16 protein-coding genes are annotated in these 16,310 nt (G+C 62.0%); 15 read left to right on the forward strand and 1 reads right to left on the reverse strand.

What is annotated here, in order from left to right:
* The first annotated feature begins 67 nt into the window (after window positions 1–67).
* The 5 genes from rpsP to ABE424_RS17090 all read left to right on the forward strand — a co-directional run bounded on the left by rpsP (window position 68) and on the right by ABE424_RS17090 (window position 2,672).
* A complete protein-coding gene (gene rpsP / locus ABE424_RS17070; RefSeq protein ID WP_017356068.1) occupies window positions 68–328 on the forward strand; it encodes a 30S ribosomal protein S16 in 261 nt (86 codons plus the stop codon).
* A 43-nt stretch (window positions 329–371) separates the two neighbouring features.
* Complete coding sequence (gene rimM / locus ABE424_RS17075; protein ID WP_176990034.1) at window positions 372–884, forward strand: ribosome maturation factor RimM; 513 nt, start codon at window positions 372–374, stop codon at window positions 882–884.
* 5 nt (window positions 885–889) lie between these two features.
* On the forward strand, window positions 890–1,648 hold the full coding sequence (trmD, locus tag ABE424_RS17080; protein ID WP_346492047.1) for a tRNA (guanosine(37)-N1)-methyltransferase TrmD: 759 nt from the start codon (window positions 890–892) through the stop codon (window positions 1,646–1,648).
* 153 nt (window positions 1,649–1,801) lie between these two features.
* Window positions 1,802–2,209 carry a 50S ribosomal protein L19 gene (gene rplS / locus ABE424_RS17085; RefSeq protein ID WP_019184486.1) on the forward strand — a complete coding sequence of 136 codons (408 nt, stop codon included), beginning with the start codon at window positions 1,802–1,804 and terminating at the stop codon, window positions 2,207–2,209.
* Window positions 2,210–2,294: 85 nt separating this feature from the next.
* Complete coding sequence (locus ABE424_RS17090) at window positions 2,295–2,672, forward strand: DUF6404 family protein (RefSeq protein WP_346492048.1); 378 nt, start codon at window positions 2,295–2,297, stop codon at window positions 2,670–2,672.
* On the opposite strand, the gene ABE424_RS17095 is transcribed toward ABE424_RS17090, so the two are convergent.
* Complete coding sequence (locus ABE424_RS17095; RefSeq protein ID WP_346492049.1) at window positions 2,669–4,156, reverse strand: MATE family efflux transporter; 1,488 nt, start codon at window positions 4,154–4,156, stop codon at window positions 2,669–2,671. The genes ABE424_RS17090 and ABE424_RS17095 overlap by 4 nt on opposite strands.
* Window positions 4,157–4,404: 248 nt before the next feature.
* On the opposite strand from ABE424_RS17095, the gene ABE424_RS17100 reads away from it, so the two are divergent.
* The 10 genes from ABE424_RS17100 (at window position 4,405) to ABE424_RS17145 (ending at window position 16,299) form a co-directional block, all read left to right on the forward strand.
* Window positions 4,405–5,835: an undecaprenyl-phosphate glucose phosphotransferase gene (locus ABE424_RS17100; RefSeq protein ID WP_346492050.1), complete on the forward strand. Its 1,431-nt coding sequence runs from the start codon at window positions 4,405–4,407 to the stop codon at window positions 5,833–5,835.
* 190 nt (window positions 5,836–6,025) lie between these two features.
* Window positions 6,026–6,460, forward strand: a complete 435-nt coding sequence (locus tag ABE424_RS17105) for a low molecular weight protein-tyrosine-phosphatase (RefSeq protein ID WP_346479592.1) — start codon at window positions 6,026–6,028, stop codon at window positions 6,458–6,460.
* 57 nt (window positions 6,461–6,517) lie between these two features.
* Entirely contained in the window at window positions 6,518–8,734 is a 2,217-nt protein-coding gene (locus ABE424_RS17110) for a polysaccharide biosynthesis tyrosine autokinase (RefSeq protein WP_346492051.1), read from the forward strand.
* Window positions 8,735–8,785: 51 nt separating this feature from the next.
* Complete coding sequence (locus ABE424_RS17115) at window positions 8,786–9,952, forward strand: nucleotide sugar dehydrogenase (protein WP_346492052.1); 1,167 nt, start codon at window positions 8,786–8,788, stop codon at window positions 9,950–9,952.
* Window positions 9,953–10,098: 146 nt separating this feature from the next.
* A complete protein-coding gene (locus tag ABE424_RS17120; protein WP_346492109.1) occupies window positions 10,099–11,436 on the forward strand; it encodes a lipopolysaccharide biosynthesis protein in 1,338 nt (445 codons plus the stop codon).
* An 11-nt stretch (window positions 11,437–11,447) separates the two neighbouring features.
* Window positions 11,448–11,903, forward strand: a complete 456-nt coding sequence (locus ABE424_RS17125; protein ID WP_346492053.1) for a DapH/DapD/GlmU-related protein — start codon at window positions 11,448–11,450, stop codon at window positions 11,901–11,903.
* Between the two features lie 40 nt (window positions 11,904–11,943).
* Window positions 11,944–13,203, forward strand: a complete 1,260-nt coding sequence (locus tag ABE424_RS17130; protein WP_346492054.1) for a UDP-N-acetylglucosamine 1-carboxyvinyltransferase — start codon at window positions 11,944–11,946, stop codon at window positions 13,201–13,203.
* A gap of 2 nt (window positions 13,204–13,205) precedes the next feature.
* Window positions 13,206–14,147: a UDP-N-acetylmuramate dehydrogenase gene (gene murB, locus ABE424_RS17135; protein WP_346492056.1), complete on the forward strand. Its 942-nt coding sequence runs from the start codon at window positions 13,206–13,208 to the stop codon at window positions 14,145–14,147.
* On the forward strand, window positions 14,144–15,184 hold the full coding sequence (locus tag ABE424_RS17140) for a glycosyltransferase (RefSeq protein ID WP_346492057.1): 1,041 nt from the start codon (window positions 14,144–14,146) through the stop codon (window positions 15,182–15,184). Before murB ends, ABE424_RS17140 begins: the two co-directional genes overlap by 4 nt.
* Window positions 15,181–16,299 (forward strand): glycosyltransferase, encoded by a 1,119-nt coding sequence (locus tag ABE424_RS17145; RefSeq protein ID WP_346492058.1) that lies wholly within the window; start codon window positions 15,181–15,183, stop codon window positions 16,297–16,299. The genes ABE424_RS17140 and ABE424_RS17145 overlap by 4 nt, the downstream gene beginning before the upstream one ends.
* Window positions 16,300–16,310: the final 11 nt, after the last annotated feature.

Here is a 16,310-nt window from a genome sequence, read left to right on the forward strand (position 1 = left end):
AGGCCGCCGCTATAATCGCCGGCTTACCGCGCCATCCTGGCGACTGGGCAATTGAGGAAACAACACCATGGTCAAGATTCGACTGACCCGCGGCGGCGCCAAGAAGCGTCCCTTCTACCACATCATCGTGACCGACTCGCGCAGCGCCCGTGATGGCCGCAACATCGAGCGCGTCGGTTACTACAACCCGGTTGCCCAGGGTGCCGAGTCCCGCATCGTGCTGGACCTGCCGCTGGTCGACAAGTGGGTCGCCAACGGCGCCCAGATGACCGACAAGGTTCGCAACCTGTACAAGGAAGCGACCAAGGCCCAGGCCTCCGCGGCCTGATCCTGACGGGCCGCGCCTGCCGCGGCCCATTCGGTCCATACAGATGAAAGATACCGAGCGCCGGATCCTGCTGGGCAGGATTGTCGGCGCTTTTGGTGTGCGAGGCGAGATCAAGCTCGAGTCCTGGACCGAGCCGCGTACCGCCATTTTCCACTACCAGCCCTGGATCCTGCGGACCCCCGCCGGCCAGGAGAGCACGCTCACCGGTGCGCGCGGACGTCAGTCCGGCAAGCATCTCGTGGCCGTGTTTCCCGACATCACCGACCGCGATGTGGTCGAGGCGATGTACGGGACCGAAGTCTATGTCGCACGCAGTGCATTGCCGCCCCCGAAGCCCGACGAGTATTACTGGGTCGATCTGGAAGGTCTGCAGGTGCGCACCGTCGATGGCGTTGAACTGGGGCGGGCTTCGCACCTGTTCTCGACCGGCTCCAACGACGTGCTCGTGGTACAGGGCGACCGTGAGCGGATGATTCCGTTCGTGCAGCCCGAGTTCGTCGTCTCGGTGGATTTCGAGGCCAACCTGATCGTGGTCGACTGGGATCCGGAGTTCTAACCCGGATGCGTATCGACGTCGTCACGTTGTTCCCCGAGTTCATGGCGCAGTCGGCCGCGCTGGGCGTGGTCGGCCGTGCCGCTGAGCGCGGCCTGCTCGAACTGCATGGCTGGAATCCGCGTGACTATGCCGCAGGCAACTACCGCCGGGTGGACGACCGTCCATTCGGGGGTGGCCCGGGCATGGTCATGCTGATCGAACCGCTGCGGGCCTGCCTGGCGGCCGCGAAAGCGGCCGATCCGGCGCCCGCACCGGTGATCTACCTCAGCCCGCAGGGCAGGCCGCTGACCCAGGCCAAGGTCCGCGAGCTGGCGGCGCTGCCGCGGATGATCCTGCTCTGTGGCCGCTATGAAGGCATCGATGAGCGCTTCCTCGAGGCCGAGGTCACCGAGGAAATCTCGCTCGGCGATTATGTCCTGTCCGGCGGTGAGCTGGGCGCGGCGGTGATCGTCGATGCAGTGACCCGGCTGCAGGAGGGGGCCCTCGGCGATGCCGAATCGGCCGCCCAGGACAGTTTTGAAGGCCCGCAGGGTCTGCTGGACTGCCCGCATTACAGCCATCCGGCGCAGCATGAATGGGGCGCCGTCCCCGATGTGCTGCGCTCGGGCAATCATGCCGCCATCGCCCGCTGGCGCCGGCAGCAGTCGCTGCTGCGCACGGCGCTGCGGCGGCCGGACCTGCTCGACGAGGGCCAGTTGTCCAAGGCCGACCGGCTCCTGCTGGAGCAGGCGCGGCAGGCGGATGCCAAGGATCCGACCCCCTAGCGCGGGGGCGGAATCTTGTTTACAATTCGGGATTGTCATCGGCCTTTTGGGCCCGTTGGCAGGAACCCTACAAAAAACGTGCAGCACAGTCCGGTGACTGCATGAGCCCACGTTGTCGAACGACACGATCACCCGAACACTATCGGTGCACCCATGAGCAAGCTGAACAAATCCATCCTCTCGGACTTCGAATCCGCCCAGATCACCCGCGAGCTGCCGAAGTTCAGCCAGGGTGACACCGTCGTCGTCAACGTGAAGGTGAAGGAAGGCAACCGTGAGCGCGTCCAGGCTTACGAAGGCGTCGTCATCGGCACCAAGAACGCCGGCCTGAACTCCGCGTTCACCGTCCGCAAGATCTCGCACGGCTACGGCGTCGAGCGCGTTTTCCAGACCCACAGCGCCATCATCGACTCGGTCGAAGTGAAGCGTCGTGGTAAGGTCCGCGCCGGCAAGCTGTACTACCTGCGTGGCCTGGAAGGCAAGGCTGCCCGCATCAAGGAAGATCTGGCTGCTGCTGCGCAGGCCAAGGCCGCGCGCCTGGCTGCCAAGGCTGCCCAGTAATTCCCGGCCGACAACTCCGGTTGTCGCCTCAAACGGCCACCTTCGGGTGGCCGTTTGCGTTTGTGGCCTCGTGATGGAGAAGCACATGGACCGTTATCCCGCTGATGTTCGCAACGCCCTGAAGGCCATGGCCGACGCCAACGTGCCACCCGCGCTGCGCGGGCCGCCGATGCACCGGCTGCTGTGGCGCATGGGGCTGCGCGTGCCGCCGCCGCTGCTTGCCAGCTTCAGTGCCAACCTGTTCGTGATGGGCGGGCTGTTCGGGCTGCTGTGGGGTGTGCTGTGGCGCGCGCTGATGGGGCTGGTGCTCGACCTCGGCCCGCTCACGCTGAGCATCACCGTCGGCAGTGCCGTCGCCGCCGGTCTGTTGTTCGGCCTGCTCATGGCGCTGCTCATGCAGCACCAGCGGCGCCGCTACCCACTGCCCGACTGGAAGACCCTGCTGCGGGGCCCCGCGGCCTAATCCCGCCGTCCGCTGCCTGCCGCGGCGGGCTGGAGCGGCGTGGTCGGATTCGGGTCCGCCACGGGCGAGGGGGGTGAAGCGGGGACCTCGGCCGGCGCGGCCAGTTCCTCGTGATGGCTGGGCAGCATGCGCGCCTTGCGCCAGCCGCCCCAGCGGTAATACGCCAGCGACATCAGCATCGCGCAGAACGAGCTGACCGGGAAACTCCACCACACCGCATCGGCGCCCCAGCGGTCCTGCAGCAGTTCGGCGAACGGCACGCGGATGCCCCACAGCGAGGCGGCCAGGATCAGCAGCGGCGGAATCACCGCGCCGGTCGAGCGCACCACGCCGGAAATGACGAAGTTCACGCCGAAGAACAGGAACGACCACACCGCGATGTGGTTGAGGTGGCGGGCCACTTCCAGCGCCTGGCTGCCCTCAGGCAGGAACAGCGCCAGCGTGTAGCGGTCGAGCAGGATCAGCGGCAGGATCAGCACGCCGGTCAGCAGGAAGTTGTAGAGCACGCCGCTGCGCGCGGTGCCGCGCACGCGGTCCCAGCGCTGCGCACCCACGTTCTGTGCGGCCATGGTCGAACACGCCGCGCCGATCGCCATCGCCGGCATCTGCACGTACGTCCACAGCTGCAGTGAGGCGCCATACGCGGCGGCGGTGTCGGTGCCGTAGCTGTTGACCATGGTCATCATCAGGATCATCGACAGCGAGATCAGCACCATCTGCAGGCCCATCGGCACGCCCTTGACCACCAGTGCGCGCAGGATCTCGCCATCGATCTTGAACAGTGCCATGTCCTTGCGCCCCAGCCACAGCACATGGCGCTTGTTGCGCATGTACCAGAGCAGGCCGAGCAGCGAGAGGGTCTGCGCGATCAGCGTGGCCCAGGCCGCGCCGGCGATGCCAAGCTGCGGGAAGGGGCCGATGCCGAAGATCAGCAGCGGGTTGAAGCCGATATCCAGCACCACCGAGAGCAGCAGGAAACGGAACGGGGTGCGTGAGTCGCCGACGCCGCGCAGCGCCGAGCTCAGGAAGGCGAAGGCGTACAGCGTCGGCATCGCCAGGAAGATGATGCGCAGGTAGGCCTCGGCCAGCGGCAGCGACTCCGCCGGTGTGCCCATCGCCGCCAGCAGCGGGTGCGACAGCCACCAGCCGGCAATCGCGATCACGACCGACAGCCCGATGAAGAAGGTCGCACTGGTCCCCATCACGCGCCGGGCCTGGGGAAGGTCGCGTGCGCCCATCGACTGCCCGATCAGGATCGAGGCGGCCATGCCGATCCCGAATACCGAGCCGATCAGGAAGAACATGATGTTGTTGGCGTTCGCCGTGGCGGTCAGCGCTGCCTCGCCCAGGAAGCGGCCGACCCAGATCGCGTTCACCGAGCCGTTCATCGACTGGGCGATGTTGCCGGCCAGGATCGGCAGGGCGAACAGGATCAGATTGCGGCCGATGGGGCCGGTGGTCAGGTCAAGCGGCGCTTTGGCCATGGGATGTCCGTGAGCAGGGAGCAGGATGCAATGGATGTGCCACGCACGGTAGCCCAGTCGATGTTATCCGAGTGAATGCGCAGGAGTTCCAGCTTATTCAGTGGGTTGCGCGTGAAAAAAGTTCCGATAGCGACAGCTGTGTGGTATAAAATTGACGCACATTCATCCACCTATCCAGGGTTCTTGCCCGCCTCGCGCCGTAATACCGTCTCAGGAGAGTGCTTTTGTTACATGGATCGTTGGGCGGCGTGCAGGACGGAAAGACGTTCCTGCACCGTACGCTGGAAGCGAAGGCTGCGCTGGATGCGCTCTTCAAGGCAGGTGATCTGGTCATCGCGATGCTGGCAGCCGCGGTGGCCTATGTCATCCATTTCGGCATGGTGGCGATCAGCCCGCATGAGCGCTCGATCATCGGGCTGCTGCTGCTCTACGGTCTGCTGTGCTTCTCGCTCTCGCCGCTGTATCGCCAATGGCGCAGCCGGCCCTTCCTGCGCTGCGTGGGACTGCTGCTGCTGGTGTGGACGGGTGTCTTCTCCCTGTTCGCCACCCATGCGCTGGTGGTCGGTTCGAGCGACAGCGTCCCGGTTCCCTGGCTGCTGACCTGGTTCGTCCTAGGCTATACGGGACTGGTCGGGTGGCGGATCGTGGTGCGCGCACGCATGCATGTGCTGCGGGCCAAGGGCATCGACCGGCAGCGGGTGGTCGTGGTCGGCCTTCGGGCCCCTGTGCTGAAGCTGCACCGGCATCTCAAGGCCCACAACGGCAGTGGCATCGAGATCATCGGCTACTTCGCTTCGCACGAGGATATTCCCACGCCCCGGCACAGCGACAAGCCGCGCAAGCTGGGTGCCCTGGACGCGCTGGACACCTACCTGAGCGCGAATCACCACAACATCGAGCAGGTGTGGGTGTCGCTGCCGCTGTCCGATACCGGCGAAGTCAAGAAGCTGCTCAAGCTGCTCGAGCGCTACCCGGTGCCGGTCAAGCTGGTGCCCGACATCCATGGCTTCAGCATGCTCAACCCCACCGTCGAGCAGATCGGCCCGGTTCCGGTCATCAATCTCCGGCAGGGGCTGGCCAAGGGCAACTACATGGTGGCCAAGCGGGTGGAAGACCTCGTGGTGGCCGGTATCGCCGTGCTGGCACTGATGCCGCTGTTCCTGGTGCTGGCCATCGGGGTCAAGCTCAGCTCCCCGGGTCCCGTGCTGTTCCGCCAGCGCCGGCACGGGCAGGGCGGCAAGGAATTCTGGATGCTCAAGTTCCGCTCCATGAAGGTGCACCAGGAGTCGGCCGGCACGATCGTCCAGGCGACCCGTGGCGATCCGCGGGTGACCCGCTTCGGCGCCTTCCTGCGGCGCACCAGCCTCGATGAACTGCCCCAGTTCTTCAATGTCCTGGGCGGCAGCATGTCCGTCGTGGGGCCGCGTCCGCATGCGGTGCAGCACAACAACCACTACGAGCGCCTGATCGAGCGTTACATGCATCGCCATTACGTCAAACCCGGCATCACCGGGTGGGCCCAGGTGCACGGGTTGCGGGGCGAGACCCCGGAGCTGCGGTCGATGAAGAAGCGCGTGCAGTACGACATCGATTACATCCGGCGCTGGAGCCCGGGCCTGGACATGGCCATCATTGTCATGACCGTCGCCAAGGTGCTCGGACAGAAAAGCGCGTACTAGGTCACGTTTCCCTGCGATCGCAGGCGCTCAGAACGCGCTGCCATCCAGAAATTCTTGGGAAATCCTGCCCTTGCGGGCGATCCTCGACCTCCGGGTCCGGGCCTTGGGGTATCCTGTTGGTTTGGGCGCGCGGGCGAAACTCCGGCCGTGCACGACATTCCCCTACGGGAATGCATCAGGATTGGAAGTTGTGTTCAAGCATATTCTCTTTGTGTGTGTCGGCAACATCTGCCGTAGTCCTTCCGCTGAAGTCATGCTGCGGGACGCCCTTGGCGACCGGGGCATCCAGGTTTCCTCGGCCGGACTGGGGGCGCTGGTAAATCATGGCATCGATGCCACTGCCCAGGCGCTGCTCGTCGAGCATGGCCTGGACGGCACGGCCCATCGTGCGCGACAGATCAGCCCTGCCATTCTGTCCGCTGCCGACCTGGTGCTGACCATGGAGCGCAAGCACGTCAAGCGCATCACCGAGCAGGCGCCGGAAGCTTCTGGAAAGACCTTCCTGCTGGGCAAATGGCAGGACGACCGAGACATCCCCGATCCCTACCGCCAGCAGCGACCGGCCTTCGAACACGTCTACAAGCTGATGGCTGAAGGCGTGGAGAGCTGGACGCGTTACCTCTGATCTGCCTCGTGCCGTACCGCGGCGCCGCATTCCCTTTTTGATATTGAATCAAGGCACATGACAAGCATCGATTCCCGCTCCAACCCAGGCCAAGAGGCCGCCGATGAAATCGACCTGCGGCAGCTCCTGGGCACGCTGCTTGATCACAAGTGGTGGATCGCCGGCATTACCGGTGCGTTCTTTGCCGCGTCCGTCGCCTATGCCTTGCTGGCAACGCCGATCTATCGCGCCGATGCCGTCGTCCAGGTGGAATCGAAGATGCCGTCGCTGCCTGGCCTCGCCAATTTCACCCAGTCGCTTGGTATGTCGGGGCGTTCCGCAGAGGCCACAACCGAAATCGCATTGATTACCTCGCGCTCCGTCATCGGGGCTGCCGTGGATAATCTGCACCTGGATGTACAGGTTGAGCCGAATCGCTTCCCGCTCATCGGTGCTTCGATTGCGCGACGTTTTGACGCGAAGGGGTTGGATGCTGTCGCCGCACCTTGGCTTGGCATGAATCGCTTCGGCTGGGGTGGTGAGCGCCTGGATGTGTTCCAGCTCAAAGTCCCGGAGCGGTTGATCAGTTCAGAGATGACCCTCATCGCGGGTCCGTCGGAGACCTACCAGCTGTTGGATGAGGACGGAAACAAGCTGCTGGAGGGGAAAGTCGGCGCAGTTGCGGAGGGCGCTGGCATCCAGATGCAGGTCGCCACGCTGCGCGCCAATGAGGGGGCGAGATTTGCAGTGACCAAGCTGCGTCATCTGAGCGTGGTCAGCGGTCTTCAGAAAGAAGTGACCGCATCGGAGTCGGGCAAGGATGCAGGCATCCTGCGCCTCGGCTACGAGAACGCCGACCCGCTGCTGGCTCAGAGCTTCCTGCAGCAGGTTGCCAATGCCTATGTCCGCCAGAACGTAGAGCGAAACTCTGCGGAAGCGACGGCGCAGCTGGCCTTTGTGAAGGAGCAGCTGCCCAATGTCAGGCGCCAGGTGGATCAGGCACAGACCTCGCTCAGCCAGTATCAGACCAAGGCAAACTCCGTAGACCTCACGCTTCAGACCAAGGGGCTGCTGGACCAGGAGGTCGCTGTCGAAACCAGCATCCAGCAGTTGCGCCTTCAGCAGGCGGAGATGGACAGGAAATTCACGCGTGACCATCCTGCCTACCAGGCCCTGATGCGCCAGATTGGCGAGTTGGAAGGCCGCAAATCTGGATTCCAGAACGAAGTAAAGCGTTTGCCGGATGCGCAGCAGGAGCTGCTCAAACTCACCCGGGATCTGCAGGTGAGCAATGAGATGTACACGTCTCTGCTGGGTCAGGCCCAGCAGTTGGACGTGGCTCGAGCCGGCACCGTGGGTAACGTGCGCATCGTGGATTCCGCCGCGGTGGACGACACCAGTCCGGTCAAGCCGAAGAAGTTGATGATCGTGCTGATTGGCACGCTCGTCGGCGGCTTCCTGTCCATTGGCCTGATCCTCCTGCGTCAGATGATCAATCGCGGCATTGAAGACCCGGCTCAGATCGAAGAGCTGGGCCTGCCGGTCTACGCGTCCATTCCCACAAGCGTGACGCAGAAGAACGATTCGGTGCGCGGAAGCTTCAAGGGCGACGGGAAGGTCCACCTTCTGGCAGTCAACGATCCTGCGGATCTCGCGATCGAGGCGGTTCGAAGCCTCAGAACCAGTCTGCACTTTGCGCGACTGGAGGCAAAGAACAACGTGGTGCTGATCTCCGGCTCGAGCCCGAATGCCGGCAAGACCTTCGTCTCGTCGAATCTCGCCGCAGTGATTGCCCAGGCGGGGCAGAAGGTGCTCATCATCGACGCCGACATGCGCAAGGGCACCCTGCACAAGGCCCTCGGGGTCACGCAGACGCCAGGCTTGTCTGATGTGCTGGTGGGTAATCTCTCCGTCGAAGATGCGACCCGTACGCTGGACGGGCTTCCCGGTCTGCACTTCATCCCGCGTGGTGAAGTGCCGCCCAATCCGTCCGAACTGCTGATGCATGAGAACTTCACGAACCTCATAAAGAAGGTCGAGGGACTGTACGACATCATTATCATCGACACCCCGCCGATTCTTGCGGTTACCGACGCAGCAGTGATTGCGCACCATGCGGGTACGTGTCTGCTTGTCGCACGATTCGGTCTCAACCAGCAGCGTGAGCTCACGCTCGCCAAAAAACGGTTCGAGCAGAACAACGTGCGCCTCAAGGGCGCCATCTTCAACGCAGTCGAGCGACGTGCCGTTGGCTATTACAGCTACGGCTACTACGAATACAAGTCGACCCAGTAACTGGTTCTTGTCCAGTACAAAGCTCCACTTCACAGGATGCATGGAATTCGTATGAAAATCGCCGTTGCCGGAACAGGTTACGTCGGGCTGTCGAATGCGGTTCTGCTCGCGCAGAACAATCGCGTCGTGGCCATTGATATTGATTCGGCCAAGGTTGAGATGATCAACCGCAGGCGGTCTCCGATCGATGATGTCGAGATACAGGATTACCTGTCGAATCGTCAGCTTGACCTGTCCGCTACTCTTGATCCGGTCGAGGCTTACACTGGCGCCGACTATGTGATCATTGCCACGCCGACGGATTACGACCCGCAGACCAACTGCTTCAATACCTCGACGGTTGAATCTGTGATCGAGCTCGTGCTGTCGATCAATCCGACGGCAGTCATGGTCATCAAATCCACGGTCCCGGTCGGCTACACCGAGCGGATCCGGGAGAAGTACGGTGTCGACACCATCCTGTTCTCCCCTGAGTTCCTCAGGGAGGGCAGGGCGCTCTACGACAATCTTCATCCAAGCCGGATCATTGTCGGCGAGGTTTCTGAGCGCGCTGAACACTTCGCCGACATGTTGAAGGCCGGCGCCATCAGCACCGATGTCCCGACGCTGTTCACCGGCTCGACAGAAGCTGAAGCCATCAAGCTTTTTGCCAACACGTATCTGGCCATGCGGGTTTCATTCTTCAATGAGCTGGATACCTACTCGGTATGCCGCGGGTTGGACTCCAGGCAGATCATTGCGGGTGTTTCGCTGGATCCACGCATTGGCTCGCACTACAACAATCCTTCCTTTGGGTATGGAGGCTATTGCCTGCCCAAGGACACCAAGCAGCTGCTTGCGAACTATCAGGATGTTCCGCAGAACCTGATCCACGCGATTGTCGCCTCGAACTCGACGCGAAAGGATTTCGTGGCGAATGAAGTCCTGGCGCGCAAGCCGAATGTCGTCGGGATCTACCGACTGATCATGAAGGCAGGGTCGGACAACTTCCGCGCTTCGTCCGTTCAGGGCGTCATGAAGCGGATCAAGGCAAAGGGTGTCGAAGTACTGGTTTACGAGCCCGTCCTCACCTGTTCCGAGTTCTTCAGCTCGCGGGTGGTCGCTGATCTGGAAGAGTTCAAGCGTCTCTGTGACGTGATCGTCGCCAATCGCGTTACTGAAGAAATCTCCGACTGTCTGGATAAGGTCTACAGCCGCGATATCTTCGGGTCCGACTGAACGTGTCATTTCTGCAATCGCGGCGGGTTGAATCGGGTGGCCTCGCGCGCGGCCCCGTACGCGGGCGCAAGGCCGAGCCAGTGCATGGCTTCGGGTCTGCAACATCCTCCTAGTTTCCGGGCCATCGAGAGAGCAGTAGCGTGAAAATGGTCCTTTCTAGAATCCGCAAGCGCTTGTCTGGACTGACAGAGGGCGCGCTATGGCAGGGTGTCGTCAAGCTCCTGGTGGGCACCGTCTTGGCGCGCGTCATCGGTATCCTGGCGATGCCGATTCTGGCGCGGATCTACTCGCCGACCGACCATGGCGTCCTGGCGGTATACGTCTCGATGGTGACCATCCTCGCCCCGATTCTGTCATTGCGCTATGCGCTGGCAGTCCCGCTCCCGCGGCGGGACGGTACTGCGCTGAACCTGCTCGTCCTTTCGTTCGTGCTGAAGATCGTCACCACGAGTGCATTGGCGTGCGTGCTCTATTTTGCAGGCGAAAGACTGTTCAAGTGGATGTCGATGGAAACGTTGACGCCCTGGTGGTGGATGATCGTGGCAGGTGCATTCGCCATGTCCGCGTACGAGCTCCTGAGCATGTGGGCAACGCGCCGGCGAAACTATCACGTCATTGCGGTAACCAAGTTCACTCAGTCCCTGTTCGGCGAACTGGTGAAGATCGGCTTCGGCTTGCTTGGTATCAAGCCGTTTGGCTTGATCCTCGGCCATCTGGTGTCCCAGGGAGCAGGGGTCGGTACTTTCGTACGATCATTCCGGGCCGATTTCGCACGAAATGCGAGATTCGTCCGGATCCGGACCATGTGGTGGGTCGCGAAATACTACGTCGGCTTTCCGGGCTACCGGCTTGTCTCACAGCTGCTGCTGGCTTTTTCAATGCAGGCTCCGCTGGTCTTCATGGCGGCCCTGTATGGGCCGACTCTGACTGGTCAGCTCGGCTTGGCACTGATGGCGTTGACCCTTCCGGTCAGTCTCATCGGTCAGGCAGTGGGTCAGGCCTTCTACGGTGAGATCGCACGTCTCGCCCCGGGTTCGGGGCGGCGCATACATCAGTTGACGATGTCGGTTCAGAAGAGGCTGTTCCTCGTCGGCATTCCATTTTCCGCAGTTCTCTTCTTCGCGGGTGAGTGGCTGTTCACCATTGCCTTCGGCCCGAACTGGGCAACGGCTGGAAGGTTTGCCGAGCTGCTCGCGCCGTTTGTGTTGATGCAGCTCACCTCCGCTCCGTTGATGCAGGTTCTGAATCTGCTTCGCTCGCAGCGCCTGTTTCTTTTCATAAACCTTGCGCGGACACTGGGGCTGGTCGGTATTTACGTTGCAGCCAAACACATTGAGCCTGCCGCTGAGATGTTTGTTGGCGTCGTATCCGCATTCTTGTTCGTGTTCTATTCCCTGGCCAGTGCCCTGGTTCTCCTGATCGTCAGGAAGGGAGCACATACTCAGGCGGGGCGGATGATCGGCCGATCCGAAGACGATCGATGACTGGAGAATCTATGAAACTGTTGTCGCTTCTCTTGGGTGGCGCATCCCCGAGGGTGCAATTGCATCTGCGCGTGATGGGCGCACTTCGTCGTCGCGGAATGAAACGGCTGGGGCGCCTTGTCGCGGCGCGCCTGCAGCGAAAGCACGGCGTGTTCGTCTCAAGCAAAGCTGTCGTTCCGGCGTCCGTTGAGCTGAAGCACCCTGTGGGTATCGTCATTGGCGACGGCGTGAGGCTCGGGGAAAGGGTGGTCATCTATCAAAACGTCACCCTCGGCGGCGCGCGCGTTGGAGACTGGACAAGTGACAACTATCCCGAGGTCGGGGATGACAGCGTCATCTTCGCCGGTGCGGTGGTCGTCGGAAAGATCAAGATCGGTAAGAGATGCGTGATCGGTGCAAACGCGGTGGTAACCCGCGACGTACCAGATGGAGCCACCGCTGTCGGTGTGCCCGCACGGATTATCTGAATAAATTACTTTTGAATCGCAATCATGGAGTTTTCTACACATGTCTGAAGGATCCACTCTCACTGTTTCGCGGGCCAAGCTGGAAGGCCGCGTTTCGTTGGCGGGCGCCAAGAACTCCGCTCTCCGCCTGCTTGCGGCTTCGCTGCTGAGCTCCGAGGAGATCGTGCTCAATGGTTATCCGGCCGGTCTTCTGGACACCCAGGTCCACGTAGAGATGCTCCGCGTACTCGGCAAGAACGTCGAGAATGCGTCCGCCACGTCAGTCCGTATCACTGAGTCCTCGAGTGTACGTAGTCAGCTGGAATGGGAGGGCCGTTCGATCCGCAATACGCTCCTGATCCTTGGTGCGCTGACCGCGCGCCTCGGCGTCGGTAGCGTTCCCCTGCCTGGTGGCTGCCAATTGGGCGAGCGGAAGTATGACCTCCACGTCATGCTGCTGGAGCGCCTGGGGGCGCGGGTATGGGACGATGGCGCCTATCTGCGTGCCGAAGCCCCTGGCGGCCTGGTGGGTGCCGATATCCACCTGCCCATGCGCTCGACCGGTGCAACCGAGAACGCGATCATCGCGGGCACTCTGGCTCGGGGCACTACCCGCGTCTGGAACCCGCATATCCGTCCGGAAATCCTTGACCTGATCGCCATGCTTCGAAAGATGGGCGCGCAGATCACCGTCTTCGGACAGGAGCATATTGAGATCAAGGGCGTCGACGCCCTTGGTGGGTGCGAGCACAGCGTCATCGCGGACAACATGGAGGCCGTTACCTGGCTGGCGGCTGCAGTGATCACGGGCGGTGATATCGAGATCGCCAAATTCCCTTACGCCGATCTCGAGGTGGTGCTTGCCCATCTTCGTGCAGCCGGCGCAAAGCTCTATCAGGGCGAGGATTCACTGATCGTTCGTGGTGGAGCCTGCTATCCCATTGAGATCAGCACTGGTCCGCATCCGGGTATCAACTCGGACGTCCAGCCGATTCTCGCCGCCTGGGCTGCCAAGGCGCGCGGTGAATCCAAGATCGTCGACCTTCGCTTCCCGGGCCGCTATGCCTACGCGGAGGAGATGGGGAAAATGGGCCTGAATTTCTCCGTCGACGGCGACATGCTGCGCATCGACGGTAAAGGCGGCGGTCTTCGCGGTGCTGAGGTTCGTGCACTTGACCTTCGCGCCGGTGCCGCGCTTGCACTCTGCGGTCTTGCTGCAGAGGGCGAGACGGTGATCACCGACGCCTGGCAGATTTCTCGGGGTTATGTCGACTTCGCAGACAAGCTCAGGTCTCTGGGTGCAACGGTAGTTGAGGGTTGATCATGAGCAGCGTTGCTCTCGATCTCGAGCGGCTCGTTCCAGGGGGCGTCGAGACTGATGTTTCCCTGCAGCGGATCAGCCGTTGGCGCATCGGTGGCAGCGCGGACGTTGTGGTCAGGCCCAGGAACGTCGATGAGCTGGCCGCCGTGCGCTGCTGGCTTCACGAGAGTGGGCAGCGCTCCGTTGTGATTGCCGGTACGTCGAACCTGCTCTTCTCGGATAGCGGGATACGGGCGCCGGTCATCCAGCTGGGGTCTTCCTTCTCCTCGGTCCGTGTGGACGAGACGAGCATCGACGCTGAGGCGGGAGCCTGGGTCCCAGGTGTGGCAAGGCTTTCCATGGCACATGGGCTTTCCGGTCTTGAACACACCTGCGGAATCCCGGGAACCATCGGAGGCCTCGTCTGCATGAACGGCGGGAGCATGCGTCGAGGCATCGGCGAGGTCATCACCCGCGTGCAGGCCGTTGCTCCCGACGGTTCGATCGTCTCCATGACCAAGGACGAATGCCACTTCGCCTACCGCCGCTCTGCGTTCCAGACCAACGGACTGATTGTCAGCAACGTGAAGCTTCAACTCGATGCCACGCTGGACAGGGCTACGATTCGTCGGGAGATGCTGCGGATACTCCGCGACAGGCGCAGGAAGTTCCCCCAGAAGCTGCCGAACTGTGGCTCGGTCTTTGTCAGCGATCCCTCCATGTACGAGCAGTACGGGCCACCTGGAAAGGTCATCGAGCGTGCGGGCTTCAAGGGAACAAGCGTTGGCGGCGCCTACGTGTCCCCTGACCATGCGAACTTCATCATCAATCGCGGGGATGCAACGTCCGAGGACGTGCTCAGCCTGATCAGAATGATCAAAAGCGCGGTCGCGTCCGAGACAGGCTATTCCATGGCGGTAGAGGCGCGCTACGTGACGAACGACGGACTCATCCAAGAGATATGATCGCGCCCAATCCGGATTCCTGCCCCGTGCCGAAACACACGATTACCTTCGCAACCTTCTTCTACAACCGCGCGGCCGAGCTGGATGTCACAGTTCAGTCGATGATCGCTGCGAGCGTTCCAGGTACTCGGATTGTGGTCGTTGATGACGGTTCGACCGATGACACAGCCGAGAGGCTGTCGAAGTACGCTGGTTCTGTTGAGATCATGGTCCAGAAGAACAAGGGCTTTACTCAATCGGTCGTTGATCTGCTGCAGGCGGCGGACTCTGAGTTCGTCGCCATCTGCGGGAGCGGGGACATCTGCCATCCAGAGCGTTTGAAAGCGCAGCTGGAGCAGCTTGTTTCTGACCCGGGACTTGTGTTCTGCGGTACCGCGAGCCGCAACCTTGACGCCAGGACAGGCCGCGTGATCGACACTCAGGTGTTTACCGAAGGCGAGCTCCGGGATCTGGATTTCATGGACTCGCCCCCGTTCACGCACGGCTCGGTGATGTTCCGTATGGACGCATTCCGCGCCGTCGGCGGCTATGACGCTCGATTCAAGTTCAGCCAGGATTGGGACCTTTGGTTGCGGATGCTCTCAGTTGGCCGAGGCTACTTCCTGAACCGCTTTCTCTATGATCGGCGCGTGCTGGCCGATGGTGCCAGCTTCAATGCGCGCAAGGCCGAGGAGCAGCTGCTCTACAAACATGCAGCCCTGCATCTGCATCGCGCGGGACAGGTTGGTCGTGATGAGTTCCTGCTAGCGGTTCAGCACGAGAAGAGCGGGGCCTTGCCGCCGGCCCTCCGGCACGAAATCCGGCGCGACCTTTCGACGCGCTACATAAAGCTGATCCTGGGGGGGCATGCCGGGGAGGCATCGAAGGCGCGTACGATCCTGCTTGAGCGCCACGGTGGCGTTGAGTTTCCTCTCGGTCCGGTAGGGGGAATGCTCGCGCTGGCAGGCAAGGCAGGGATGAACTTCCAGGTGCTCGGAAGATTGGCGCGCTGGTCTATTTCAGTTTATAGAAGGACAAGAAAGGTGGGTTCGGAATGAAAGTCCTTCATGCGGCAGAAACAGTCAAGGGCGGTGTCGCGACTGTCATCCGGTTGTTGTACGCAGGCATCCAGGCGCAGGATGCGGCCGTCCAGCTGACTATCCTGGTCCCCAGTGGGCAGCGCGGGGAGCTCTCGGATGTTCCGGGCTCGGCGATAGAGACCTTCACTTCCCGCGGCCGCGGCGTGCTCGGCTGCCTCAGCTTTGCATTGGCATTGTTCCGGAGCGTCCTCAGCCTGCGCCCGGACATCGTTCATCTGCACAGCAGTTTTGCCGGGGCTATCGGCCGTCTGGTGCTGCTGCCACTGCGCCCCTTCATTCGCTTCAAGGTCGTCTACTGCCCGCACGCCTTCTCATTCCTTATGGGTGTTTCTGCGAAGAAGGCCGCAATCTATGCAAGCGTGGAGCGTGCGCTGTCACACTTCTGCGATGCCATCATTTGCGTGAGTTTTCATGAGCGTGATGCAGCGCTGGCCACAGGATTCCCGCCCGCCAAGCTTCGCGTCGTCCGTAACGGGGTCGTTGCGCCTGCGTTGACTGAACTCGACCGCCGCCCCTCATCTGCGCCGAAGTTGAATGTCCTCTTCGTGGGCAGGTTCGACCGCCAGAAGGGCTTTGACGTCCTCCTGGACGCGATGAGGCGGATCGAGGGTTCCTCTGTCCACCTTACGGCGGTCGGTGACAGCGTGTACGGCGGATTCGAAAAGCAGAGCCGCGATAACATCACCTACGTCGGATGGGTCAGTCCCTCGCGGCTGGACGACTTCTATGCCAAGGCGGATGTGCTGGTCATGCCCAGTCGTTGGGAAGGCTTTGCCATGGTTCCGCTGGAAGCCATGAGCCGCGGTGTCCCTGTTCTGGCGAGCAACATTCCTGCCTTGACAGAGATTGTCGATGACCACGTCAATGGTCGGTTGTTCCCGATGGACGACGCCGCGCAGCTGGCACGCGCTCTTCTTGAGACGCACGCCAGGGACTGGGCAGGCATGGGTGGGGCCGCAAAACGCCTGGTGTCAGCTGAGTTCACCGCGATGATCATGTCAACTGCGACGTTGGACGTGTACCGGTCATTGACGCGGGCCGCCCCACGCGCGTCGGAAAGAGGAGTGATCTGACATGGTCCGAC

Origin of the sequence: Stenotrophomonas sp. TWI1149 (genome assembly GCF_039673155.1) — a bacterium.
Lineage (GTDB): Bacteria > Pseudomonadota > Gammaproteobacteria > Xanthomonadales > Xanthomonadaceae > Stenotrophomonas > Stenotrophomonas maltophilia_AA.